This window comes from Gracilibacillus caseinilyticus, from assembly GCF_022919115.1.
GTDB classification, from domain to species: domain Bacteria; phylum Bacillota; class Bacilli; order Bacillales; family Amphibacillaceae; genus Gracilibacillus; species Gracilibacillus caseinilyticus.
Window position 1 is genome coordinate 4,067,112 of the sequence record NZ_CP095072.1, and the last position, 26,332, is coordinate 4,093,443.

General features: G+C 38.4%; 22 protein-coding genes, 1 other RNA gene and 2 pseudogenes. 3 read left to right on the forward strand and 22 right to left on the reverse strand.

Annotated elements, in window-relative coordinates; translation table 11 throughout:
* Window positions 1-60: 60 nt before the first annotated feature.
* From MUN88_RS19615 to secG, 11 genes and pseudogenes are all read right to left on the reverse strand, one after another.
* A complete protein-coding gene (locus tag MUN88_RS19615) occupies window positions 61-678 on the reverse strand; it encodes an alpha/beta hydrolase (protein ID WP_244724639.1) in 618 nt (205 codons plus the stop codon).
* A pseudogene (locus tag MUN88_RS19620) lies at window positions 675-1,582 on the reverse strand (ring-cleaving dioxygenase). The gene MUN88_RS19615 and the pseudogene MUN88_RS19620 overlap by 4 nt, the downstream one beginning before the upstream one ends.
* 73 nt (window positions 1,583-1,655) lie before the next feature.
* Window positions 1,656-2,264 (reverse strand): flavin reductase family protein, encoded by a 609-nt coding sequence (locus MUN88_RS19625; RefSeq protein ID WP_244718443.1) that lies wholly within the window; start codon window positions 2,262-2,264, stop codon window positions 1,656-1,658.
* Between the two features lie 21 nt (window positions 2,265-2,285).
* Window positions 2,286-3,224, reverse strand: a complete 939-nt coding sequence (locus tag MUN88_RS19630) for a ring-cleaving dioxygenase (RefSeq protein ID WP_244718445.1) — start codon at window positions 3,222-3,224, stop codon at window positions 2,286-2,288.
* Window positions 3,225-3,263: 39 nt separating this feature from the next.
* Window positions 3,264-3,893, reverse strand: coding sequence for a nitroreductase family protein (locus MUN88_RS19635; RefSeq protein ID WP_244718448.1), 630 nt, complete (start codon window positions 3,891-3,893; stop codon window positions 3,264-3,266).
* A 73-nt stretch (window positions 3,894-3,966) separates the two neighbouring features.
* The gene (locus MUN88_RS19640) at window positions 3,967-4,422 is read right to left on the reverse strand and encodes a MarR family winged helix-turn-helix transcriptional regulator (RefSeq protein WP_244718451.1); all 456 of its coding nucleotides are present in this window, start codon (window positions 4,420-4,422) and stop codon (window positions 3,967-3,969) included.
* Window positions 4,423-5,852: 1,430 nt separating this feature from the next.
* Window positions 5,853-6,192: a transfer-messenger RNA gene (gene ssrA / locus MUN88_RS19645) on the reverse strand.
* A gap of 135 nt (window positions 6,193-6,327) precedes the next feature.
* Window positions 6,328-6,792 carry an SsrA-binding protein SmpB gene (smpB, locus tag MUN88_RS19650; protein ID WP_244718454.1) on the reverse strand — a complete coding sequence of 155 codons (465 nt, stop codon included), beginning with the start codon at window positions 6,790-6,792 and terminating at the stop codon, window positions 6,328-6,330.
* Window positions 6,793-6,919: 127 nt separating this feature from the next.
* Entirely contained in the window at window positions 6,920-9,199 is a 2,280-nt protein-coding gene (rnr, locus tag MUN88_RS19655; protein WP_244718457.1) for a ribonuclease R, read from the reverse strand.
* Between the two features lie 44 nt (window positions 9,200-9,243).
* A complete protein-coding gene (locus tag MUN88_RS19660) occupies window positions 9,244-9,984 on the reverse strand; it encodes an alpha/beta hydrolase (protein ID WP_244718460.1) in 741 nt (246 codons plus the stop codon).
* A 123-nt stretch (window positions 9,985-10,107) separates the two neighbouring features.
* Window positions 10,108-10,338 carry a preprotein translocase subunit SecG gene (gene secG, locus MUN88_RS19665; protein ID WP_244718463.1) on the reverse strand — a complete coding sequence of 77 codons (231 nt, stop codon included), beginning with the start codon at window positions 10,336-10,338 and terminating at the stop codon, window positions 10,108-10,110.
* A 119-nt stretch (window positions 10,339-10,457) separates the two neighbouring features.
* On the opposite strand from secG, the gene MUN88_RS19670 reads away from it, so the two are divergent.
* From MUN88_RS19670 to ptsP, 3 genes are all read left to right on the forward strand, one after another.
* Window positions 10,458-11,405 carry an alpha/beta hydrolase gene (locus tag MUN88_RS19670; protein WP_244718466.1) on the forward strand — a complete coding sequence of 316 codons (948 nt, stop codon included), beginning with the start codon at window positions 10,458-10,460 and terminating at the stop codon, window positions 11,403-11,405.
* A gap of 104 nt (window positions 11,406-11,509) precedes the next feature.
* Entirely contained in the window at window positions 11,510-11,779 is a 270-nt protein-coding gene (locus MUN88_RS19675; protein WP_208588073.1) for a phosphocarrier protein HPr, read from the forward strand.
* Window positions 11,780-11,786: 7 nt separating this feature from the next.
* Window positions 11,787-13,502: a phosphoenolpyruvate--protein phosphotransferase gene (gene ptsP / locus MUN88_RS19680; protein ID WP_244718468.1), complete on the forward strand. Its 1,716-nt coding sequence runs from the start codon at window positions 11,787-11,789 to the stop codon at window positions 13,500-13,502.
* 314 nt (window positions 13,503-13,816) lie between these two features.
* Here the strand turns inward: ptsP and MUN88_RS19685 are convergent, their stop codons facing one another.
* The 11 genes and pseudogenes from MUN88_RS19685 to MUN88_RS19735 form a co-directional block, all read right to left on the reverse strand.
* Entirely contained in the window at window positions 13,817-15,847 is a 2,031-nt protein-coding gene (locus tag MUN88_RS19685; protein WP_369810007.1) for an iron ABC transporter permease, read from the reverse strand.
* Between the two features lie 13 nt (window positions 15,848-15,860).
* Complete coding sequence (locus MUN88_RS19690) at window positions 15,861-16,496, reverse strand: ABC transporter substrate-binding protein (RefSeq protein WP_244724642.1); 636 nt, start codon at window positions 16,494-16,496, stop codon at window positions 15,861-15,863.
* Window positions 16,485-17,279, reverse strand: a pseudogene (locus MUN88_RS19695) (ISL3 family transposase); the annotation flags it as partial. The pseudogene MUN88_RS19695 and the gene MUN88_RS19690, both read right to left, overlap by 12 nt.
* 181 nt (window positions 17,280-17,460) lie before the next feature.
* Window positions 17,461-18,747, reverse strand: coding sequence for a phosphopyruvate hydratase (eno, locus tag MUN88_RS19700; protein ID WP_244718473.1), 1,287 nt, complete (start codon window positions 18,745-18,747; stop codon window positions 17,461-17,463).
* Between the two features lie 172 nt (window positions 18,748-18,919).
* Window positions 18,920-20,458: a 2,3-bisphosphoglycerate-independent phosphoglycerate mutase gene (gpmI, locus tag MUN88_RS19705; protein ID WP_244718476.1), complete on the reverse strand. Its 1,539-nt coding sequence runs from the start codon at window positions 20,456-20,458 to the stop codon at window positions 18,920-18,922.
* The gene (gene tpiA / locus MUN88_RS19710) at window positions 20,455-21,213 is read right to left on the reverse strand and encodes a triose-phosphate isomerase (RefSeq protein ID WP_244718478.1); all 759 of its coding nucleotides are present in this window, start codon (window positions 21,211-21,213) and stop codon (window positions 20,455-20,457) included. Before tpiA ends, gpmI begins: the two co-directional genes overlap by 4 nt.
* Before the next feature lie 20 nt (window positions 21,214-21,233).
* Window positions 21,234-22,415: a phosphoglycerate kinase gene (locus tag MUN88_RS19715; RefSeq protein WP_244718480.1), complete on the reverse strand. Its 1,182-nt coding sequence runs from the start codon at window positions 22,413-22,415 to the stop codon at window positions 21,234-21,236.
* 95 nt (window positions 22,416-22,510) lie between these two features.
* The gene (gene gap / locus MUN88_RS19720; RefSeq protein WP_244718481.1) at window positions 22,511-23,518 is read right to left on the reverse strand and encodes a type I glyceraldehyde-3-phosphate dehydrogenase; all 1,008 of its coding nucleotides are present in this window, start codon (window positions 23,516-23,518) and stop codon (window positions 22,511-22,513) included.
* Window positions 23,519-23,570: 52 nt separating this feature from the next.
* The gene (locus MUN88_RS19725) at window positions 23,571-24,590 is read right to left on the reverse strand and encodes a sugar-binding transcriptional regulator (RefSeq protein WP_305852482.1); all 1,020 of its coding nucleotides are present in this window, start codon (window positions 24,588-24,590) and stop codon (window positions 23,571-23,573) included.
* Between the two features lie 119 nt (window positions 24,591-24,709).
* Window positions 24,710-24,964, reverse strand: a complete 255-nt coding sequence (locus MUN88_RS19730; protein ID WP_244718482.1) for a glutaredoxin family protein — start codon at window positions 24,962-24,964, stop codon at window positions 24,710-24,712.
* Window positions 24,965-25,266: 302 nt separating this feature from the next.
* Window positions 25,267-26,232 carry an L-lactate dehydrogenase gene (locus MUN88_RS19735; RefSeq protein WP_244718483.1) on the reverse strand — a complete coding sequence of 322 codons (966 nt, stop codon included), beginning with the start codon at window positions 26,230-26,232 and terminating at the stop codon, window positions 25,267-25,269.
* Window positions 26,233-26,332 lie beyond the last annotated feature (100 nt).

The following is a 26,332-nucleotide window of genomic DNA, read 5'->3' on the forward strand; positions in this document are numbered from 1 at the left end:
CAGTTAAGATCTTTCATATAAGTTTCTAAATTATGCTATAGACTGTCCGTCCCTTCCTTTCTATTCATTTAAGTCTAAGGTAGAATACCATTTACTAGCAGCCGCTACCTCTGTAGGTGTCAGTTGATGTCCTCTATCTTCCCAGTGTATATCTACTTTCGCGTTGGCTTTTTCTAGTAAAGTTTGTAATTCTGTAGATTCTACAGCTGAACAAATAGGATCGTTTGTTCCAGCTGCAATAAATACCGATTTCCCTGATAAATCTGGCAGTTTTATTCCTCTTCTTGGAACCATGGGGTGATGAAGGATTGCGCCCTTTAGAGTATTTTGGTAATGAAATAATAAACTTGCTGCAATATTCGCACCGTTTGAGTATCCGATGGCAATAATATTATCTCGGTCAAAGTCATATTCTTGCGCTGCATCATCAAGGAATTGATTCAGCTCTTCAGTACGATATACTAAATCTTCTTCATCAAATACACCTTCTGCTAACCTCTTAAAGAAGCGGGGCATTCCGTTTTCTGAAATGTTTCCACGAACACTTAATACAGATGCTTCATCATCTACTCTTCCAGCAAGAGGTAATAAATCTAATTCATTACCACCAGTTCCATGTAACAGTAGTAACGTTGGCTTCTTAGGATCTTTTCCTTTGTTAAATATGTGCTTCATTATTTATCCTCCTCTAAATCTCTAACTTTCACATTGGGCAAAGCAGCTTCTAGTTCTTCCTTTTTTCTTCTAACCAAGAAGGAAGCATAAGTTCCTCTCCTAGTTTATTGATAGGTTCATCAACAATCAATCCTGGTGGATCTGTTGCTATCTCAAAAAGAATTCCACCTTCTTCATGGAAATATAGTGCTTTAAAATAATTGCGATCTTTTATTTCTGTAGGGTAATATCCCTTTTCTATTAGTAGTGACCGCCACTTCTGAAGGTCTTCATCGTCCTTGGCTCTCCATGCAATGTGATGAACTGTACCAGCCCCCATTAAACCACGCGGAGATGGTGTTAACTTTATATCAACCGTATTGCCAAGCTCTGCTGCCGATTTGAATCTAAGGTATCCTTCCTCTTGCCCAATGAGTTCAAACCCTAATATATTCTCTAGTACATTTGCCGTTTGATGTGGCTTTGCTGAATTCAATGTAGTTCCACCAAATCCTTTAATTGCAACTTTATCGGTTATTTCGCCAAAACTCCATCTATTTATTGGTCCATTAATTCGTTCAACTAGTTCAATTGGAAGTCCGTCTGGATCGCTGAACCTAAGATATCTCTCTTCAAACCAGGTTAATTTTCTCTATTTCTACTCCAAACTTTTGCAAACGGTTCTCCCAAAATTCAATCGAACCATTCGGGATAATATAACTTGTGACTCCTACTTGACCAGTGCCAATATGTCCTTTAAGTTGTTTCTGCCATAAAAAAATGTAATTATAGTTCCAGGATCAGCAGATTTATTTCCAAAATAAAGGTGATATACTTCTGGCCTGTCAAAATTTATTGTCTTTTTTACAAGTCGTAATCCTAGTACACCGGCATAAAAATCTATATTTCTTTGCGCATCATTAACCATCGCTGTAATATGGTGAATACCTGCTGTCTTGTGCAAACTACTCACTCCATTTCTTACAAGATTATACCTAGAATTATTTCGGTCTTTCCTTAGTAAAGATTTCACCAATCTTTGCGTAATCATGCCCTGCTAACCTGCTTATGGCACCAAGACCTCTGGGATCTATTCTTCCGTTTTCGTAAATATCACTTTCAACATGATATTGAACTACTCTCCCTATCAGAAAATCACACCCTGGTGTATCTTCGTTCTCCAACTCTAATGCATGTTCCAGCACACATTCCATACGGACTTTTGCTTCCCTTATGCCTGGCACCGAGATATTTACACTTTCTACTTCCGTTAAAGCCGCCAGCTGAACCTCACTTTGACTTGGTGGTAATTTTGCTGCCGTTGCATTTATTTTTTCAACATTTTGTTCATCGACAATATGAACTACAAATTCCTTACTCTTCATGATGTTTCTAGCAGTATCCTTCTGGTTCCCTCCAGACCGTTGTATCGATAAAGAAACCAAAGGTGGATTAGAAGATACAATATTAAAATAACTAAAAGGTGCTCCGTTTAAGATACCTTCTTCGGACAAACTTGTAACAAATGCAATTGGTCTCGGTATAATACTCCCGATTAAAAATTTGTAATTCTCTCTTTCCGTTATTGTCCGTGGATCAATGGAAAACATCGAATCACTCCTTTACAAAGTTTAATCAAGTTCTTTCACTTTTATTGGTATCAATCTACGTTCTAATTGCTCTCTGTATTGTTCATACTGGGCTGGTAACATTAATTGTCCCCCCATTGTTTCATGTGATTCATCATGAGCAAATCCAGGAGGGTCTGTTGCAATTTCAAACAAGATTTCCCCATGTTCTCTAAAGTAAATAGCGTTAAAGTAATTTCTGTCTTGCACAGGCGTAACACCATAACCTTGGTCTGTAACATACTTTTGCCACTCTAACTGATCATTGTCATCAATAGCTCTCCACGCAATATGGTGAACTGTACCTGCACCTATCTGTCCATTCCCTATTGTAGTTAATTTCAAATCAATGACATTTCCAATATCACCGGAAGAACGGAAACGAATAAAATCTCCTTCTTCCCCAACTTTTTCTAGTCCCATTACCTTTTCTAATAATTCAGCTGTTTTTTCTGGTTGTTTGGATAAAAGTGTCGCTCCACCAAACCCTTTGATTGCATTATCTGGTGTTAATTCCCCGAATTTCCAATTGTTCTTGTCCCCTTCTTCTCTTTCAACTATTTCTAGGTGAAGTCCATGAGGATCATCAAACTCCAAGTATTCTTCTCCAAAACGGTGCATCTTTGTATAAGGGACGTTAAATTTTGTTAATCTATTTTCCCAGAATGTCATTGCACCTTTTGGAACGACATAAGAAGTAACTCCTACCTGACCATCTCCGATCACTCCTTGACTAGCATCTGCCCATGGAAAGAATGTAATGATAGTACCTGGTTTACCACCTTCATCACCAAAATATAGGTGGTAAGTACCTGGATCATCAAAATTAACGGTTTTTTTCACTAAACGTAAACCTAGAACTCCAGCATAAAAATCTACATTTTCTTGCGGATGACCTACTATTGCTGTAATGTGGTGAATCCCACTTGTTTTTTTAATCATTTCATTTCACTCCTATTTAATATAATTGTTGTTTTATTATTAGATATAAGTTACAAATTCATTTACAGGTTTTCTATATCCTCTCGGTTTTCTGCTTTCCACTTTTTCCTTTCCAAGTGTAATAAGTGTAATCATCATGACGACCTCGTATTGTTCACTTATGTTCAATACCTCTTTCACCTTTATAGGATCGAAGCCAATCATAGGACAGGTATCCCAACCTTTTTCTTTAGCAGCCATCATAAAAAGCATGGAAGATAAGGATCCATTTCTAATGGCTTCATCCCTTTGAAACTCTTCCCCTCTGGATTGATAAAAAGAAACAGTATCATTGACCATTAAATCATATTCTTGTTTGTTTACTATTCCAAGCAGTTTTAAGCCTTCGTAGATCTCTGCGGTTTGATGAAAAGCATTCTTATCTCCCAAAACGATAATAACTGCAGATGAACTTAATACCTTGTATTGACCATTAGCCGCCACTTGTAACATTTCCTTTTTATCTTTGTCTAATACAGTTATATAGTTGGTATGTTGCAAATTAAAAGCAGAGGGTCCCAACTTGACTAATTCAAAAATTTCATTTAATTCTTGTTTAGAAACGGTGAATTCTGGGATGAAATTTCCTGCTGATCGCCTTTCTTTTACTAACTCTTTAAAATCTGACATATCTATCCCCACAAACGATTCTTATTTATTATTAATTAATATATTACTAATTCGAGATATTATTGTAAAAAATTTACATGCTTTGTGCATGGAAGCCTAGTTTTTTCAACTGTACAATTAGACCTTCTTTTTCTTTAATGTCTAATCCCCCAAAGATTTCTTTCAAAGCTGCTTTATGTTTTGGAAAGACTTCATTTATCAGTTCAATTCCAGCTTCCGTTATGACAGCATGTGTTATTCGTCGATCTTTTGGACAAGGCTTTCTCTCTAATAATTTTTTCTTTTCTAGTTTATCTACAACATAGGTAATACTACTACTTGCAATTAAAACTTTTTCACCAATTTTTTGTATTGGCTGATCACCTTTACTATAGATTAATTCTAAAACAGCAAACTCAGTTGGATTTAATCCTAGACATTTTATGTCTTCTTCTACACGCTTTTTAATTGATTGTAATGCTCGAGATAGGACAATAAATGCCTTTAATGACAAATCCTCTTCATATTTCTCCATGTCTTGACTATCCATGATACTCATTCCTTTCAATTACCTCGAATTCGAGATAATTGTATTATATTGATTGGCATGTGTCAACCCTTTCTAAAATTGTTTTTAGTCATTTCATAAAACTTAGTATCAATTATACTACAGATTTACGTAAACCTTTAAGTGGCCAATTCAACTTCTAATAATATAATCTCCCTTTTTTTCTGCGGAAATTATCTACGGCCTTTGTAGTATGTTCCGCTTTTTGAAAACCATATAAATCAAGACACTTCTATGCTTTAGGTACATCGTTTTATAAATGAAGTTGATTGCTGAGTAGTAAGCGTCTACTACGTAATACAAGAGTTAAGCTGAGCCATTTATAAAAACTGATTATAAAATAAAATATTAAACCTTTTATCACCAGAGAAACCGCAGTGGTAAACAGTCTGTAGTTCTTTGGTACACTTTGGGTCATTTTGTGGTAAAAAACTATGCCAGAGGTGGGACATTTCAGTGGTCGTATTAAATACGACGTTACTCCTTGTTGTTCTCTTTTAGTGTTCAACAATATCCTAAAGTCAACACTGCGATTATGATTTATTAAAAAGTTAACAAAATAAGGATTTAAATCAGGTTCCCAATAGATGTAAGAATATTTGGAGATTTATGTGATATAAATTTATTGATAGTGCAACAATATACTTAGTAATAAAAGTATCGAAAATGCTTTATTTACCCCGACATATATTCTGGGGCCAATAAACAAAGACTGAAAGAAAAAAGAAACTCTTTAATCTCCCAGCCCTATCCAAACGTTCTTAATTTTAATATATCAAGTTTTTCTTTTTCCATCTTTATTCGACTAATTTCCAATTAAATTGTGTCGATTCTAAATCATCTTTCTCTCTTTTACAGAAAAAGATTGATGTTGTGCGATACATTTAGAGATGGAATACTTTTAAAAAAACCCGAATTTATTTAAATAAACAATATTGAACCACCAAAAGTTTGTGGACTTTCGTTGTAGCAATAGTTTATGCTTATTTGAATTTATTATGGTAGTTCACAATAAATTATCAAGCATAAGATTCCATAAAGTATATTCAAGCATAAGCTTTCATTTTATGAAAATTTATGCTTGAAGTAACAAAAAAAACAAAAAAACCACCAATTATGTATTGGTGGAGACGGTGGGACGTGCACTTCCATGCTTTCGACATGGCACTGACTATATCATGAACCTGTTAATCACAGGCTCTTCGGCGTATTATGCAAAATGTAGATTTTGTTAAAAACAACAAGTATTTTGCATCCTAGTACTACCTTCCTGGTAGCCTATAAGTCGATACACGGCTGTTGGATTCCTCCACATACCGCTCGGTGTTGCCTTATCACCTTTATGGTAACTTAGATTTCACCGATAAAGCCGAATTATCACTCATGTGTTGCCACACGAGGCGACTATTTACTAATCGAACCCACGTCCAGAGATATCGGCACTCAGGCGTCTACACGCATAGTTGGTATATTGCGCATTCGCCAGCTCTTCTGCCTACCAACAGGCGTCCGAGTGGCTAGCCTGATTAGTCTCTTCTATCCTTCCCCAGGCGGAGGATGATAGCGTAGCCCACTAATAAGTGAGACCCTTCAATCTACCACATGGGCGATGGTAGGAAGGATCCTTCAGCAGTGCTTACGCAGCTGCTAAAGAGTAATTGTTTTCTTTGCCAGTTATTATTGGCGTTAACGTTTTACGAGTCGTAACCTCGACGCGCAACCTGAGCTCGATCTATCCCTGTCGAATCCGTAACGTCCCCATATATAAAATAAAAGGGCAAACGGACAGAGCGAAATTGCTCAATATATTCAATTATAGATGTCCTGCCGACTTAAACTATTATAACATAAATTCTCTCTAATTCAAGGAATATGAACTGGGAATATTTAGTTCATACTATCTTTAATCGCTCGGTCCATATCACGTTTCGCCTGTTTTTGTTTCAGGTCCTCACGCTTATCGAATTTCTTCTTCCCTTTTCCTAATCCGATCAGAACTTTGGCAAACCCATTCTTAATATATACTTTAAGCGGAATGATAGAATAACCCTCCTGTTGGCTTTGACCAATCAGCTGATCAATCTGCTTGCGGTGAAGCAACAGCTTACGTGCTCTAGTCGGCTCATGGTTATATCGATTTCCTTGTTCATAAGTAGAGATGTGCATGTTATTGACATAGGCTTGCCCTTGCTTAATGGTCGCAAAACTGTCTTTCAAGTTTACTCGACCTGCTCGAATTGATTTTATTTCCGTTCCTTGTAAAACAATTCCTGCTTCAAACGTATCCTCAATAAAATAATCATGATTTGCTTTTTTATTCTGCGCAATTACTCTTCCTTCTTTTTTTGCCATAATCCGGTTCCTCCTACTGTTACGTAAAATACATTTTAACAAAAAAATGAGAAATGTGCGAATAATTGTAGAAAGAAGAACTGGGATAGCCCAAATCATGCTACATCGCTATCCCAGTAACTTGTGATTACCTTTTCTTTTTCTTCTTTTGACCTTGTTTCTTATTGTTGTTTGGTTTACTCGAATTTTGTGATTTTTTTGCCGTTTTCTTTAGTCCACCTTTATCTCGACGAGCTTGAATTACCTTATCTTCTGGCTTTGAACGTCTTTTTTTTGGCTTCATACCGACAATTTCAAAATCGACGGAGCGTTCATCTAAGTTAACCTGTGCTACTTTTACTGTGATCGCATCGCCAACTTGAAAGACATTGCCTGTTCGCTCACCAATCATGGCATACGCTCTCTCATCAAAATGATAATAATCATCTGTTAAATAGCTTACGTGTACAAGACCTTCAACAGTGTTTGGCAATTCCACAAACAACCCGAAGTTGGTAACAGAGCTGATCACACCATCATATTCTTCTCCGATTTTATCTTGCATATATTCTGCCTTCTTCAGATCATCAACTTCACGTTCAGCATCTACAGCTGCACGTTCTTTTAATGAAGCTTGCTTTGCTATATCAGGCATTTTGTCTTTCCAATGATGTCTCGTATTTTGGTCTAGTTTCTTTTCAATCAAATACGTACGAATTAATCGGTGCACAATTAAATCCGGATAACGACGAATTGGTGACGTGAAATGCGTATAAAATTCCGTAGCTAAACCGAAGTGACCAATTCCTTGTGGATCATATTTTGCTTGCTTCATGGAACGCAGCATTAATTTGGAAATAATCATATCTTCTTCTGTACCTGCTACTTCATCTAATACATTTTGCAATGCCTGTGGATGAATTTCATTGGAACTACCCTTAACAACATATCCAAATCTAGCAATAAATTCAAAGAATGTTTGTAATTTTGCTGGATCAGGATCTTCGTGAATACGGTGAATGAACGGAACATCCATCCAATGAAAATGTTCAGCAACAGTTTCGTTGGCACAAAGCATAAATTCCTCAATTAATCGCTCCCCAACGGAACGCTCCCGAATCACAACATCTTCTGCCTTACCTTCTTGATCAACCAATACTTGTGCTTCTTTAAAATCAAAATCAATAGCACCACGGCCAAAACGTTTCTTACGCAATACTTCCGCTAATTCTTCCATGTCCTCAAACATCGGAACAAGGGATTGATAGCGGTCAATTTGTTCTTGATCCTTGTCCACTAGTATTTGGTTAACTGCCTTATATGTCATTCTTTCTGTTGTATTAATGACTGCCTGAAAGATATCATGGTTGACTACTTCACCTTTTGGATTAATTTCCATATCACAACCCAATACAAGGCGATCTACTTGAGGATTTAATGAACAGATACCATTGGAAAGTCGATGCGGAATCATCGGTATAACACGATCCACTAGGTAAACACTCGTTCCTCTTTCATAAGCTTCACGATCGATCGGAGAGTTCTCCTCCACATAATGCGTGACATCAGCAATATATACACCTAGCTTATAATTACCATTTTCTAATTTTTTCACTGTTACTGCATCGTCTAAGTCCTTGGCATCAGCACCATCAATCGTCACAATCGTTTCTTCGCGTAAATCTTTACGACCTTCTAAGTCTTTTTCAGGTATTTCCTTGGAAATACTCTCTGCTTGTTTTAATACATCCTCTGGAAAATCAATGGTAATACCATTCTTATAAATGATTGATAATATATCCATTCCTGGGTCATTTTTGTGACCAAGGATATTTACTACTCGTCCTTCAGCACTCTTACGTCCTTCAGGATACTTTGTTATTTCAACAATAACTTTATGGCCACCAACAGCACCTTTTGCTTCGCCTTTCGGTACAAAGATATCATTAGGAATTCGTTTGTCATCGGCAATTACGAATCCAAACGCTCCATTATCTTCATATGTACCGATAATTTCTGATGTGAATCGTTCAATGATACGGACGACAACACCCTCCGCCCGTTTACTAGTATCATCATGATGATCCACACGGACGAACACTTTATCGCCATTCATTGCAGAACCAAGATCAGCATGGTTAATGTATACATCCGCCATTCCTTCCTCTTCTGGAATCAAGAAGGCAAAACCTTTAGCATGCATTTGAATACTACCGCGTATTAAATTCATTTTCTCTGGTAATCCATAACGGTTTTTACGAGTCCGAATCAGTTCTCCGGCGTTTTCCAGCTCATTCAAAGCTTTCATTAATTCAGTGAATTGTTCTGATTCATCTAATTGCAATACCTCTTCGATTTCTTGAACCGATAAAGGTTTGGTGGCATTTTCGTTAAAATAGTTGAGAATTTGTTGTTGCATTGTTGACATGATTTTTACTCCACCTCTTTCTCTTTTTCTCTTAGTATGGGCTTTTACCAGTCAAGTGATGCGAAAAAAGCAGCGATATCTTCATGTAATTGATCTTTTGCTTTACTGAATGTAATCGCATGACCAGCATTTTCATACCATTTGATTTGTTTATTGTTTGATTCAACATTCTCATAAATATAATTCGCGCTGTCAGGATTGATCATTTCATCCTGTTTAGCTTGTGCGACAAGGGTTGGTGTATACAACATATCGATATTATCCTTTACCCTTGTAATGGATTTTTCAATCTCTTTAAATAAATCTTTTGAATCGTCTAACAGCTGTTCTGTCTCTTGTTGGATGGTTAATTCATCTTTTCCTTCCAATTGTTTAAATTCTTTGGCAAAGTGTCGGAATCCAATTGTTAATTGTGATTCATTATCAAAGAACATTGGTGAACACATTGTCACAATTCCTTGAACAGGATTATTACAAGCAAGGCGTAACCCCAATACTCCACCAAGTGATAAGCCGACGACCGCGATCTTTTGATAACCTTGTGTTTGTAAATACTGATAAGCATCTTTTACATCTTCCCACCATTGTTCCGCAGTTGCATTAACTAAATCTTCAGGCGATTTCCCATGTCCACGATATATAGGTGCATAACATGTATAGCCCTCGCTATTTAAATGTCTGCCTAACATCCGCACATCAGCAGAATGTCCTGTGAATCCATGTAGTAGTAATACCGCACGTTCGTCTCCTTTAAACATAAACGGTTCTGGCTGTTTTCTCTTCATTGTTGTTCTTGTCCCCTTTCGATCTTTCTAAATATTTCTAAGTGTACTATATTTTACGTAATGTTACGAAAAAAAAACACCCTCTGCAATCCGCAAAGGGTGTTTCATCATGATTGTATTTTTTTATAAAATATAAGCAATAGCAAAAGTTAGCACGAACAGAATTACAGAAGTAATGATTGTGCCTCGGTGTAAGACAGCGTCTATCCCTCTCGCTTTTTGCTTACCAAAAAGTTGTTCAGCACCACCAGAAATAGCTCCAGAAAGTCCAGCGCTTTTTCCTGACTGTAATAATACAAATACAACTAATACAATAGCATCAATAATTAATAAAGTCATTGCAACGGCCATCATGTTGCAAACCCCCCTTAGACGTACAAATCAATACTTACAATGTAGCAAAAAGAAACCAAAATGGCAAGCTATTTTTACAGGATTCGTGGTAAGATGTAGAAAAAAAGGAGTTCATTTTAATGAAAGATAACCGTTTTTGGCTTGAAACACACGATCGGCAATCACTGTATGTGAAAAGCTGGCAAAACAATGCGGAACCAAAGGCAGTCGTTCAACTGACACACGGTATGGCAGAGCATATCGAGCGCTACTATGATTTCGCCGCTTTTCTTACTGATCGTTCATTCATCGTATATGGCCACGATCATCGCGGTCATGGTCGCACTGGGGAAAATGCAGATTCACTTGGACATATAGCAGATCATAATGGTTTTGCTAGTATGGTTAACGATGCCATCACCGTTACAGAAGCGATCAAGAAAAAGCACCCAAGCCTCCCCGTTTTTCTTATTGGACACAGCATGGGATCTTTTATCAGCAGGCGTTATATGACCCTCAGACCTGAACTTCTTGATGGTGTTGCGCTGATTGGCACTGGTTTTCAATCAAATGCTTTATTACACACAGCAAAATTGCTAGCCAAAATGGTTTGTATACTACGAGGCAAAAAAACACCAGGAAATCTGTTGCATAAACTATCTTTTTTTGGCTATAACAAGTATACAGAAAATAATAGTGAATTTGACTGGCTTTGCACGGACCGGGAAATTATTGATCAGTATAAGCAAGACCATTATTGCGGTTTCACACTTTCCAATCAATTCTTTTATGATTTATATGACGGACTGCTTTCCATTCAATCCACCAGACAAATAAAGAAGCCATTCAGTGACTTACCTCTACTTTTATTAAGTGGAAAAGAAGATCCGGTCGGAAATTATGGCGATAGTATCAAGAAGGCTGTAACCTTTTACAACTCGATAGGAATGGTAAACATGGAGTGGAAATTATATAAAAATGGAAGACATGAAATATTGAATGAAACGAACAAAACAGAGATTTTTCTAGAAATTGCTACATGGATTGAAAAGCAAATGGCTTGTCACAAAGACACACAATCCGTATAATGAGCATGTTACATGATAATATCCCTTGAAATATGACCTATATTAAGAGTAAAATTAAGGTGAAGTATTATCTTAAAACAATTTTTATTAGGAGGTTTTTTATAATGGCAGTAGAAAAAACAGTAACAATTACAGATGAAACAGGTGTACACGCACGTCCAGCAACTGTACTAGTTAATAAAGCAGGTAGCTTTGCATCTGATATGAACTTAGAATACAATGGCAAATCCATTAACTTAAAATCTATCATGGGTGTTATGTCTCTAGGTATCCCTCAAGGTGCAGAAATTAAAATTATTGCAGACGGTTCTGATGAGCAAGAGGCTTTAGATGCAGTAGTTGAAGTTATTAAATCAGAAGGTCTAGGAGAGTAATTCATCCATGAATCAATTAACAGGTATAGCAGCATCGAACGGAATAGCTATTGCCAAAGCATACAAATTAGCTATTCCGGACCTTTCTTTTTCCAATGAGAAAGTAGAAGATACAAACGCTGAAAAAGATCGTTTAACAAAAGCTCTAGACATTTCTAAATCAGAGTTAGAAAAAATCAAAGAGCATGCTCGTACCTCACTAGGGGACGAGCATGCAGAAATTTTTTCAGCTCATTTACTCGTACTTAGTGATCCGGAATTAATTAATCCGATCAAGGATAAAATTGAAACGGACAGTGTTAATGCGGAATTTGCGTTAGATGAAACCGCTCAGATGTTCATTCAAATGTTTGAAACGATGGACAATGAATATATGCGTGAGCGTGCCGCTGATATTAAGGACGTTACCAAACGTGTAATGGCCCATTTATTAGGGGTTAATTTCCCTAACCCCGCATTAATTGACGAAGAAGTTATTGTCATTGCAGAGGATTTAACACCATCTGATACGGCGCAATTAAACAAACAATTTGTACAAGGTTTCACTACGAACATTGGTGGCCGCACATCCCACTCCGCTATCATGGCTCGCTCATTAGAAATTCCGGCAGTCGTTGGAACGAAAAATATTACCGAGCAAGCAAAAGCTGGAGACATGTTAATTGTAGACGGAATCGATGGAAAAGTTATCATTAATCCAACTGAAGATGAAATTGCTAGCTATCAAGAGAAGCAGCAACAATTTGAACAACAAAAGCAGGAATGGGCGAAGTTAAAAGATGAACCTACTGTATCAAAAGATGGTTCGCATGTTGAGCTGGTAGCGAACATTGGTACACCAAATGATGTAGAGGGTGTTATGAATAATGGCGGCGAAGGTGTCGGCCTTTATCGTACAGAATTCCTCTATATGGGGAAAAATGAGCTTCCTACAGAGGACGAACAATACAATGCGTACAAATCTGTTTTAGAACAGATGGGCGATAAACCGGTAGTTGTCCGTACATTAGATATTGGTGGGGACAAAGAGCTTCCATACTTAGAACTGCCAAAAGAGATGAACCCGTTTCTTGGCTATCGTGCCATTCGTTTATGCTTAGAACGTGATGATATTTTCCGTACACAATTACGCGCATTGCTTCGTGCCAGCGTCTATGGAAACTTAAAAATCATGTTCCCGATGATTGCTACTCTCGATGAATTCCGTCAAGCGAAAGCAATTCTTTTAGAAGAAAAAGCGAACTTAACGAATGAAGGAATCAAGGTTTCCGATGATATCGAAGTTGGTATCATGGTTGAAATCCCTTCTACTGCGGTAATCGCTCGTCAATTCGCAAAAGAAGTCGATTTCTTCAGTATTGGAACGAACGATTTAATTCAATATACGCTCGCAGCTGACCGTATGAATGAACGTGTTAGCTACCTTTACCAACCCTATCACCCAGCAATCCTTAACCTAGTGCATAATGTGATTGAAGCAGCACATGCAGAAGGTAAGTGGGCTGGTATGTGTGGTGAAATGGCTGGCGATTCCATCGCGATCCCTATCCTTTTAGCATTAGGCTTAGATGAATTTAGTATGAGTGCAACATCTATCTTACCAGCACGTACACAAATCCGTGATCTTTCTAAAAAAGAACTTGCTTCTTACAAAGATCAGTTATTAGGCATGAGTACTGCTGATGAAGTGGAAGCATTCGTACGCGAAAAAACGAATCAATAATTTTTTGGACTCAGACTTATGTCTGGGTCTTTTTTATATAGTCAGCTCCAACAATCGGGCAATTTTTCAAAATACAGTATTTGTCCTGCTTCTTATAACAGTTATGTTCACTAAATTTATTTCAAGATTATTATTTTAAAATAAGGCATTTGCGTGGCAAAGCTTTAAACAGTTAATAGCAGTGGTGCTTTGCATTATGATTTGTGTACAGGTCCTAACATTTCTAGCTACTTCTTAATTTTGATAACTTATTGTTGAAAACCTTATCATTTATTGTAATACAAAAGACTTGTACTGACAAGTCTTTTGTACTCTTAAAATTTCCATTTGTTTGAACGATTCATTAACCATAAAAAATACGGCGCGCCAATGATGGCGACGATTATGCCTGATGGTATTTCCTTTGGTACTAATAAAGTTCGGCTGAGTACGTCAGCAACCATAAGGAAAACAGCGCCTAATAAAGCGGTAGCTGGCAATAATTTTTTATGAACCGGACCTAATAATAAACGGGCAACGTGCGGAGCGATCAATCCAACAAAGCCAATTGTACCTACTGTAGCAACACTTGCGGCTGCTACGACAGAAGCCAATAGCGCCAAGTAAAACCTCGTTTTAACTACCCCTAATCCTAGCCCTTTTGCCGTATCATCCCCAAGTGCAAGTGTATGAATACGATCACTTACAACATATATGATGGGAACTAAAATAACTAGTGGCCCAAGCAGATAATAGATCAATTCCGTCCAGCTAGTCGCATACGTTGTGCCCGATAACCACGTTAATGCGGAAGCTACTGCCATGTCCGACTGTACGACAATTATTTGGATAACTGCAGAACCAAATGCTGAAACACCTATCCCTAAAAGTGCCAGTAATGCGGGTTGGAAATCTGTCTTATATGCTAATGCCATCACAATTAAAAATGCGATAATAGCACCTAAAAATGCTCCCAACGGCACCCAAACAGCTGAAACAGAGCCGATATACAGAAAGAGAAGCGCTCCGACACCTGCACCAGATGTAATTCCGATTACCGAGGGATCTGCAAGCGGATTACGCAGTACACCTTGAAAGATATAGCCGCTTATCGCTAAGAGCACCCCACTTCCTGCCGCTACAAGTAATCTGGGTAATCGCAAATCAAGTGCCATATTTTTTAAAAAAGAGTCTTGATTAAAAAATATCGCCTGAAAAGTTTGGATCAGTTCCATACCATTGTTACCAGTAGCAACTCCAACAAACAGTGTGATGATAGCAATCACGATTAGAATTGGCATCATCCATTTTTGTAAAGTCGGTGTATGTAACTGGCCAGCCAAAATAGCAGTATCTTTTTGACTGTATTGTTTGTTCCTTTTCTTCATAATAAGCCAAATTAGCCATGGTGCCCCGATAAATGCGGTAATCGCTCCAACAGGTAATTCTGAAAAACTGGAATCTATCATTCGAGCGAGAACATCCGCACCTAAGAGCACATTGGCTCCCCATAAAAAAGAACCTAATATAATAACGATATGCTTTTGAAAACCAAATAATTTGATCAGGTGTGGTGCAATCAATCCGACAAACCCGATTGGACCGACAACACTAACGGTTACAGAGGTAAGAAAAACTGCAACAAGGACAGCAATCAGTCGCATTAATGGAACATTTTGCCCCAGTCCTCTTGCTACATCCTCTCCCAATTGAAATATATCAAGTGATTTTGCGATGATCATAGAAACGAGAAGACCAATTAAAATAAATGGTAAGACAAATTGAGCTCCATTCCAGTTATTTTGCACAAGCGTCCCGGAACCCCATAAAAATAAACCAGCTGTTTCATTTTCAAAGAAAATCTGCAATAACGAGGTAAATGCCGAAAACATCATGGTCACAACCATACCTGCTAATACCATCTTTACTGGACTAGCATGGACCACACCTGCTAAAGTATAAACGATAAATGCTGTAAGTACTCCACCAGTAAAGGCAATGATTAAACCACTCCATCCACTTGTCGTGGTCATAAATACACTAGCAAATACCACTGCAAAGTAGGAACCTGAGTGAATACCTAGCGTACTTGCTGATGCCAATGGATTTTTCGTTATTGTCTGCAACAATACTCCGGACACTGCCAGTGCGCCACCAGCAAGAATGCCCATCACCGCTCTTGGCATCCTTAAATAACGAATTGTATGGTGTTCGATTATATCCTGAGGATTAAAAATTGCTTGTAACATAGTAGCAGCCGAGACGGAGACACTTCCCTGCTGTAAATGAATAAATAATAGAAAAAGTAAAAGGACGGTTCCCCCTCCAAAGGTAAGAACCGTTTTCCAACTATATGAATCTTTCATTATATTCATGTTATCACTTCGCTTGCACTAGTGCTTCCTTAATTTGATTGGCAAATACTTCTGCAGATAAAGGACCACCAAATGTCCATGTGTCTCCAGGCAACTGATATGTTCTGTCTTCTTTTACAAAGGCAAGTTCTTCCCATGCAGGATTTCCTGCCAAATGATTGGTAAAAATATTGTCATCTTCTTGCACAATATAAAAAAAGTGAGCATTTTGTACCGTTTGTAATGCTTCCACACTTGTTTCATCGAAGCCATAGACTTGAAAACCATCGGATTGATAAGCATTTTCCAATCCTATCTTCTTCATGATTTCTGTTGCCATTGCGTTATCTTTGAATAAACGAATAACTGGTGAATTTTCAGAGCTGTATGCTTGTGATAAAACAAATTGCTTGTTCCCAACACCTGCGTCAGAGATTTCAGATTCAATATCAGCATACGATTGAGATAAATCACCCAGAATTTGGTCAGCTTCTTCTTCTTTTTCTACTAATTTAGCAATCTCTTTAAAAGTAGCTTCCATTTCTTCATATTGTGTGCCTTCCCCTTCTTCCGGGTATGCGTTATAAGCTAATGTCGGTGCGATATCTTTTAAGCTGTCCAGAATCTTCTCATGCCGAGAACTTGATGTAATGTGTTTCATACGCTTGCACTTTTTGCGGTCGTAATCATGGAATTCTTTTTGAACACGTCTTCTCACTCGTTCTAAAGCCCAATAAATATACCGACAAAAGTGGAAGCGATCTGCAATGATGATGGGGTTCCGCAAAGCCTTTTGAACTGCTGACTTAAAGCTTTAGCTCATATCCATGACAACCATCTTTACTTGAGATCCTTTTTTAGCTAAGTACTTTTTAATCGTACGTACAGAGCGATTCGGTAATATATCAAGCGGGACACCTGTTTCTCCATTTGCGATGATTACTTGGTATTTACCTTCTGTTGTATCCCCTTTATATTCATCGATAGCTATTACTGGTGGTAACGTGTCCACTTCTTTTAAACTAGTAGCTGCTAGTTGATCAAATCGACGAATAGCTGTTGTTTGAGAAGTTCTGAACTGACCAGCAGTATCTTTAAAGTTTTTTCCCTGAATAACACGAAGCCCTAGGGCTTGATTCCATTCCTTTGAATGTCTTTGATATCGCCCTACAACTTGGTTTTTCTCAGGAAACCTCTTTCCACAAGTACAAACGTATCTTCGCTTCCTATAAAACAGATAAGATGTTCGTTCAAAGAGCTTTAAGTGTTGTACCTTTTGTATTCTATAGTCATGGACGTGGCTTGTTCTTTCCCCACAAGCAGGACAACGGTGTTTCTTAACAGGCAACTTTATATGTAAGTAAAAGTCCCCCTCCAACTCCTCCATCTTAGTAACAATAACACTTTCTAATCCTGGTAAATTCATGTTAAACTGCATGTACACGCATCTCCTATCCCTTTGGTTTGTTTCTAGTCCATTCAAGTGTAAAGGATATAGGAGCTTGCGTGTTTTATTATGCTTAATTTTTTCAAACCCCAACATATATAATAGAGCCTGCTTTTATACTTTCTTTCCTCCTGATAAAAAAGCACCCCAACTAAGGGATGCTTTTTATTAATATAACTTATTTGTTTAAGTTATAGAATGCTGTTTTTCCAGCGTACTTTGCTGTTCCAACAAGCTCATCTTCAATTCGTAGTAACTGGTTGTATTTTGCAACACGATCTGTACGAGATGGTGCACCTGTTTTGATTTGACCAGCATTTGTTGCTACTGCGATATCAGCGATTGTTGCGTCTTCTGTTTCACCAGAACGGTGAGAGATAACTGCTGTATATCCAGCGCGTTTTGCCATTTCGATTGCTTCGAATGTTTCAGTAAGTGTACCGATTTGATTCACTTTAACAAGGATAGAGTTACCTACACCTTGCTCGATACCTTGTGCTAGACGTTTCGTGTTTGTAACGAATAAGTCGTCACCTACTAATTGTACGCGGTCACCGATGCGCTCTGTTAAGATTTTATGACCTTCCCAGTCATTCTCATCTAAACCATCTTCGATAGATACGATCGGGTATTTGTTAACCATTTCTTCATACCAACCAACCATTTCTTCAGAAGAACGAACGACACCTTCACCTTTAAGGTTGTATTTACCATCTTCGTAGAATTCAGAAGAGGCAACGTCCATTGCTAATTTCACTTCTTCACCTGGCTTGTAACCTGCTGCTTCGATCGCCTCAATGATCGTAGAAAGTGCTTCTTCGTTAGATTTTAAGTTTGGTGCGAAGCCACCTTCATCACCAACACCAGTGTTATAGCCTTTGCTGCTAAGTACTTTTTTCAAGCTGTGGAATACTTCAGCCCCCATGCGTAGTGCTTCACGGAACGTTGGAGCACCTACAGGCATGATCATAAATTCTTGGATATCTACGTTGTTATCCGCATGCTCCCCACCGTTTAAGATGTTCATCATTGGAGTTGGAAGAGTTGTTGCATTGAATCCACCTAAGTAAGTGTATAACGGAACACCTAGGTAATCAGCTGCTGCATGTGCTGCTGCCATTGATACACCAAGGATAGCATTGGCACCTAATTTACCTTTGTTTTCTGTACCATCAAGTTCTAGTAAGAGTTGATCGATTACTACTTGACGAGTAACATCGATACCCATTAATTCAGGCGCGATTACTTCGTTCACGTTTTCTACTGCTTTTAAGACACCTTTTCCTAAGTAACGGTCTTTGTCACCATCACGTAATTCTACTGCTTCATGTTCACCAGTAGATGCACCACTTGGTACTAGTGCAGAGCCGAATGCTCCTGATTCTGTATAAATTTCTACTTCAACGGTTGGGTTACCACGGGAATCTAATACTTCACGTGCGTAAACATCTGTAATATAAGGCATAATTAAAATTCTCCTTTTGAATGTTTTTTTTATTAAAAGGTTAACGGACAGATAATGGCACAACTTCCTGCACACTATGCTAGCAACAGAAATGCAACTCGCTCCTGCAGAAGCTTTATTACTTGCATTTCTTTAGCGGCATACCCGTAGCCTTATCTAGAAAGTTTCCCTTTTATTTTTTAATTAAACTGTCTCCAGTCATTTCTTTCGGTTTATCAACCTGTAATAAATCAAGAAGTGTTGGCGCTAAATCAGCAAGGATCCCGCCATCACGTAATTCTATGTCATCTTTTGTTACGATGACAGGTACCGGATTGGTCGTATGAGCCGTCATTGGGTCCCCTTCAGGTGTAATGACCTCATCTGAGTTTCCATGGTCAGCTGTAATAATCGCCTGACCGCCTTTTTCAACGATCTTGTCTACAATTTTTCCAAGACATTCATCTACTGTTTCAATTGCCTTCACAGTAGGCTCCAGCATACCTGAATGGCCTACCATATCCGGGTTGGCAAAATTCAAGATGATCGCATTTTGCTCGTCTTTATCCAATTCCTCAAGCAATGCATCTGTTACTTCATACGCACTCATTTCCGGTTTCAGATCATATGTTGCTACTTTTGGTGAATCAATTAAGATTCGTTTTTCACCAGGAAATTCTTTTTCACGTCCACCACTCATAAAGAAAGTAACGTGAGGATATTTCTCAGTCTCAGCAATACGGAGCTGATTCAGGTTATTCTGTGATAATACTTCACCAACCGTATTGTCTAAGTTTACTGGTTTATAAGCGACGTAACCATCCACCGTTTCGCTGAAGTTCGTCAAGCAAACGAAATGAATGTTTTTCGGTGCCTTATCGCCACGGTCAAAATCACGGAAATCTTCATTTGCGAAGGTACGTGAAATTTGGATCGCGCGATCAGGACGGAAATTATAGAAAATAACCGAGTCGTCATCTTGAATAGTTGCTTTAGGTTTGCCGTTCTCATCAGTGATTACAGATGGGATCACGAACTCGTCATAGATTTCATTCTTGTAAGAATCCTCTACAACTTCCAGTGGATCCATATATTTCGGTCCTTCTCCGTATACCATGGCATCATAGGACTTTTTGACACGATCCCAACGTTTGTCGCGATCCATGGAATAATAACGACCAGATAATGTAGCAAATTCACCTACACCATATTCATCCATTTTTTCTTGTGCATCTTTTATATATTTTTTGGCAGATTTCTGATCAACATCTCGTCCATCTAAAAACGCGTGCACATATACTTTCTGCACTCCTTTATCTGCTGCAAGCTTTAGGACAGCATACAGGTGCTTGATATGACTATGTACACCGCCATCAGATAACAAGCCAAAGACGTGTAATGCTTTGTCATGCTTTTTCGCATGGTCTACAGCATCTAATAACACTTGATTTTCAAAGAAATCGCCATCTTTAATAGATAAGTTAACGCGTGTTAAGCTTTGGTAAACGATTCTTCCTGCACCAATGTTCAAATGACCCACTTCTGAGTTACCCATTTGACCCTTAGGTAATCCAACCGCTTCGCCACAAGCAGTTAACTGATTGTGCGCATATTGGTTCCAGTAGCGATCGAAGTTAGGTGTGTTTGCCTTTTTTACCGCATTTCCTTTTTCCTCATCTCTAATAGCATAACCATCGAGAATGATGAGGGCTGCTAGTTTGTTTTGGCTCATTTTGCACCAGCCTCCACTAATTGTAAAAAGGAATCAGCTTCGAGACTTGCACCACCTACTAGCGCGCCATCAATATCAGACTGTGAAAGCAATTCATCAACATTTGCTGGTTTGACACTTCCACCATATTGAATACGTACCGCATCTCCAGCTGTGGCAGATACAGCATCTGCTACTACTTTACGAATATGTGTACAAACTTCATTCGCTTGTTCAGAAGTAGCTGTCTTACCAGTTCCGATAGCCCAGATTGGTTCATAGGCAATGATCGAAGCTTTTACTTGCTCTTCTGATAATCCAGCAAGAGCTGCCTTCACCTGGTCTTCTACAATTGTCATTGTTTCATTTGCTTCACGTTGATCCAATGTTTCACCAACACAGATAATTGGAATTAGATTGTGTGCAAATGCTGCGTGTGCTTTTTTGTTCACTGTTTCGTCTGTTTCAGCAAACATTTCACGACGCTCAGAGTGACCAAGAACGACGTATGTAACGCCGATATCAGCAAGCATACTAGGGCTTACTTCACCAGTAAAGGCACCACTCTCTTCGAAATGCATATTCTGTGCTGCAACTGCTAATTCAGTTCCATTAGCCTTTTCTACCAATGTAGGCAAATAAGGGAAAGGAGCACAGACAACTGATTCCACTTTGTCTTGACTTACTACCTTGTTTTTTGTTTCTTCTACAAATTCAACTGCTTCACCAAATAACTTGTTCATTTTCCAGTTACCCGCTATTACTTTTTTACGCATGTGATTCACCTCTCCTATCATTACTTGTCGGTTAGTACACTAACACCTGGTAGTTCTTTTCCTTCCATGAATTCCAAGGAAGCTCCACCACCAGTTGAGATGTGGTCCATTTGTTCTGCGTAATGAAATTTCTCAACTGCAGCAGCAGAATCACCGCCACCAATTACAGTATAACCTTCTGTTTTACTTAATGCATCCGCAACAGCTTTTGTACCATTGGCAAATGTATCCAATTCAAATACGCCCATCGGTCCGTTCCAAATAACTAATTTAGAATCTTTTACGATGTCAGCATATTTTTCACGTGTTTTCGGTCCAATATCCAACGCTTCTAAGTCAGCTGGAATCTGGTCAATATTTACGATTTGTGTGTTTGCATTATTAGAGAAATCATCCGCTACTACTACATCAACAGGCATAACGAAATTAACACCTTTGTCTTTCGCCTTTTGCATGTATTCTTTCGCTAATTCAATCTTGTCTTCTTCTAATAAGGATTTACCGACCTCGTGACCTAATGCTTTAACGAAAGTATAAGCAAGTCCGCCACCGATGATCAAGTTGTCCACTTTGTTTAGTAAGTTATCAATTACCCCGATTTTGTCTTTTACTTTGGCACCGCCAATAATAGCTGTAAAAGGTCTTTCCGGGTCAGATAACGCTTTGCCTAAAACATCCAATTCTTTTTCAAGCAAGAAGCCTGCTGCAGATGGAATATGTTCTGCAATACCAGCTGTAGAAGCGTGAGCGCGGTGTGCTGCACCAAACGCATCATTCACATAGTAATCAGCAAGACTACCGAATTCTTTAGCTAAGGCAGGATCATTTTTCGTTTCACCTGCTTCGAATCGTACGTTTTCGATTAGTAAAAGGTCACCATCTTCTAATTGACCTACCGCTTCTTGTACTTCTGCACCAAATACCTCATCAGTCTTAATAACTGTTTTGTTAATAAGATCACTTAGACGTTTGGCAACAGCATCCATACGTAATTCTTCTACCACTTCTCCACCTGGACGTCCTAAGTGACTGGCAAGGATTACTTTTGCACCTTGCTCAGATAGGTACTGAATCGTTGGTAGTGCTGCTTTAATACGTGTATCATCTGTAACTTCTCCGTCCTTCATCGGTACGTTGAAATCAACACGGCAAAATACTTTTTTTCCTTTTACATCAATGTCTTTGATTGTTTGCTTGTTCATGCGTTTGTGCCTCCTTAGCGAGATTGCTTTTTACCTTCTATCGGACCAATTCAAAAACGGGAGGAGGATTGATCCCCCTCCCTGTTCAAATAATCTTATAGTCCTTGTGCTTTAACGTATGCTGCTAAGTCTACTACACGGCTAGAGTATCCCATTTCGTTATCGTACCAAGATACTACTTTTACCATGTTGCCTTCCATTACCATTGTAGAAAGACCATCAATAGTAGAAGAATTAGTGTTGCCGATGTAGTCAACAGATACTAAAGGCTCATCAGAATATCCAAGGATACCTTTTAAGTGACCTTCTGCTGCTTCTTTTAATGCACCATTTACATCTTCAGCTGTTACTTCTTGATCTAATTCTGCAACTAAATCAACAAGAGATCCGTCTGGAGTAGGTACACGCATTGCCATACCATTTAATTTACCTTCTAATTCAGGTAATACTAGTGAAACTGCTTTTGCAGCACCAGTAGTTGTAGGAATGATATTTTCAGAAGCCGCACGAGCACGACGGTAATCTTTATGTGGTAAATCTAGAATTTGCTGATCATTTGTGTATGAGTGAATAGTTGTCATCATACCACGTTTCAAGCCGAACTTGTCATTCAATACTTTAGCATAAGGTGCTAAACAGTTTGTTGTACAAGAAGCATTTGAGATTACATCGTGGCTTGCTGGATCGTATTTATCTTCGTTTACACCCATTACTACTGTAATATCTTCTTCTTTAGCAGGTGCTGAGATGATAACTTTTTTTGCACCAGCAGTTAAGTGTTTCGCTGCTGCATCACGTTGTGTGAAGATACCAGTTGATTCAACAACGATTTCTACTCCTAAGTCTCCCCAACCTAAGTTTGCTGGATCACGCTCAGAAAGTACTTTGATTTCTTTTCCACCTACTACTAAAGAATCACCATTTACAGAAACTTCTTGATCAAGTTTACCGTGAACAGAATCATATTTTAGTAGGTGTGCAAGCATATTTGCATCAGTTAAATCATTAACCGCTACTACTTCTACCTCATCATTTTTTAAAGCCTGACGGAAAACGTTACGACCGATACGGCCAAAACCATTAATACCAATTTTTACTGCCATGCTAAAATTCCTCCTTAAAGAATGATTATTAATTTTATATGTAAAAGGGTTCTTATCCCTTTAACAACTCTTGTGCTGCTGCTTCGTCGGTGATCAATACGTTACTTTTTCCTTGTTTGAAGTACGATTGAATTGCCTTTACTTTGGAAGTTCCTCCAGCAACGGCCACGACATATTGAGCTTTCTCTAATTCTTCCAGTTGCATACCAACAGTACGTACCTTGTACACAACTTCACCTTGTTCATTAAGGTAATAACCAAAAGCTTCACTTACAGCATTACCTCTTCTCAACTCATTCAGAACTTGTTCCGATGCTTTTCGGCGCTTTGCCATCGTAAAGGCATCACCAATACTGTGCAAAACGATTTTAGCATCATGAATTAATTCCAGAATGTCTTTAATAGCTGGTTCCTCAATGATCGAATGATACGTTTCTTCACTCAAAGGATCCGGTACATAGAGCATCCGATAATTGCCTTTGCCTTTTTTCGCCATTTGTGCGCAAATTGAATTAGCTTGGTTTTCCACTTGCTCACCAAGTCCTCCTCTTGCTGGCACAAAGGTACAACTTGCTGCATGTTCGATCGGCTTCATCTGATTAGCAACCTCTGCCATCGATGTGCCTCCAGTAACAGCAATTGTTTGCTCGGAAGTTATTATCGTGCTTAAGAACTGTACACACGCTTTTCCTAATTCCTGTTTCACCGAAGGTTGGTTGTCACTATTTCCAGCTACAATGATGACATGCTCCAGTTGTAATTTATCCTTAATTTGAGATTCTAAAACACGGAATTCGGAAATTTCATTCATAAATTCGGATAATTTTTCAACGATAATGTTCCCTTCTTCTGTCAATTTCATGCCTTTTGACGTAACCATGATAAAACCATGGTTGTTGAGAAATTCAATTTCACTACGGACTAATCGTTCTGTCAGCTTCACATTCTCTGCCAGACTTCGGCGTCCGATCGGCTGCAGCCTTTCGATTTTTTGCAGTATTTTATATCTCTTTTGCATGACATCTAGTAAGTCTGGAAACAATTTTTCTTGTATTGCTAACAAATCCTTCAATCGGAAACGCTCCTTTATACTCTACCGGGGGGATTTTGTCCCTCCTAGTCGCATTCCGTCCCACTCAGAACAAAAAAATTAACTTCCGTAGATAATTGTATCAAAAGCTTCACCTGTGCTCAACTATTTTCTGAATTATTTTTCGATAATAGATAGTTTTCGACAGTTTCTATGTCGATTATGCCTATGTCAATGATCGTTTCCTGATCTTTGAGCACTGGAATCATCAGATGGTAAGCTTCTAACAACTCATCTTCATTATAAATATTCACTTCTTCTAATTCAAATATAAAATCCTGTCGCAGTATTTCTAATATATGGTAAGCGTCCGTGCACAAGGAACAATTTTCTTTCCCATATAGTGTTAATTTCATCTCCGTGCTCCTTTCTGATCAGTCAAAATCCAACTGTTTATTAACTAAAAAACATAACACAGAATATGTATACCGAAATATATTTCAATTATTATTTTGAAATTAAAATGGATTAGTAAAGCTTCGGAAATATGCTCCGCGTCCTGTGGGAGCGTCAGCCGCGCTCCCCCCCGCAGGACGCGAAGCCGTTGACCGGAGCGGTATCCCAGCACAATAAATATTTCAAGCGAGTTTACATAATCTGTGTTATCAGCAGTTCAGCTATTGTTTCTTTAATCTTTCAACTCCATCCGTTGCTTAGGTTATCGCTTAATGGCGTTCAATCCGACATCGAGCATTTCTCGTAAGACTTTTGATGAATGATGTAATTGTTCGGTTTCTTTGTCATTCAGCTGTAATTCCATCACTTCCCGAATGCCATTTTCGTTCAATATAGCTGGTACGCCTAAATATATATCTTCTAATCCGTATTGACCATCTACGTATGCAGAAACGGTTAATACAGCATTCTCATTATTTAATATTGCACGAGTCAAACGGACTAACCCTAAACCGATTCCGTAGTAGGTTGCTCCTTTTCGCTCAATAATATGATAGGCAGCGTCACGGACATTTTCGAATAACTCAGCCATTTCATGGTGATTATATAAATCATCAATACCGGCATACTGTGATAATGGAACTCCGCCGATCTGAACATGACTCCATATTGGTAGTTCGGAATCGCCATGTTCACCCATAATATACGCATGTATATTACGAGCATCCACTTGAAAATGCTCTCCTAATAAATATCGAAATCTCGCTGTATCCAAAATCGTTCCAGATCCGATGACACGTTCCTTCGGTAACCCTGATATTTCTCTGGTAATCTGAGTTAAAATATCAACAGGATTTGTGGCGATCACAAATATTCCTTTAAAGTTAGTATCCATAACGCTAGTAACGATGCCTTTAAATATTCGAGCATTCTTTTCAACTAGATCCAATCTCGTTTCCCCAGGTTTTTGATTTGCTCCAGCTGTAATCACCACTAGATCGGCGTTATGGCAATCCTGATAACTCCCAGCTTTTATACGCATAGGGTTTCCAAAAGGCATACCATGATTTAAATCACGTGCTTCCCCTTCTGCCTTCTTTTCATTAAGGTCAATCAAGACTAGTTCATTGACTACACCTTGGTTTAACAATGCATAGGCATAGCTGGTACCGACAAAGCCTGTTCCGATAATAACTACTTTTCTTAATTTTGTAGTTTGATACGTCATCACAACCATCCTTTCTCAAAGAACCTTCATGAACTACATACCCAATATGTAAATAGAAAAACAAGCGAGACAAAATGGGATATAGTTCTATTTATACTAT